The sequence below is a fragment of the Pseudoalteromonas sp. S1612 genome, assembly GCF_005887175.1.
Taxonomy (GTDB): Bacteria; Pseudomonadota; Gammaproteobacteria; order Enterobacterales; family Alteromonadaceae; genus Pseudoalteromonas; species Pseudoalteromonas undina.
The window spans coordinates 1-377 of sequence record NZ_PNDH01000202.1; the positions used below are offsets into that span (position 1 = coordinate 1).

1 pseudogene is annotated in these 377 nt (G+C 39.8%); it reads right to left on the reverse strand.

The annotated features are described in order from the left end of the window. Positions 1-57 precede the first annotated feature (57 nt). Positions 58-377 (reverse strand): annotated as a pseudogene (locus CWB78_RS18700) (hypothetical protein); the annotation flags it as partial.

Sequence of the window (377 nt, forward strand, 5' to 3'; positions counted from 1 at the left end):
CAATGACCCAACTACAACTAACGCAGCGAGGCCTTGAATAAAGGTCCTACGCTTCACTTAAAATACATCCTTACGTGCTTTTTCGGCTTTTTCTATTAAAACCTTAGCGCGGTCTAATTTGGTTTGCATGTCACTGATCACATCACGTACTTAGTCTACGCTTTTGCTGTTTTTTATGGCTTGTGGCAGTGTTACGTTAAAGTTTTTTTCCAGCACTTCAACTAGTTTTGAATCTTGTTCAATAAGAGTACCTTCAACGCCTTCAAACAGGTGCAGGTAAGTATCGTGAACAATTTCAGTTGCTTCGTCTAGTAAACGCTCAGCAAATTTAGCTACTACACGGTCTAAGTTGTGCTTAATTTCATCAATCTTGTCCC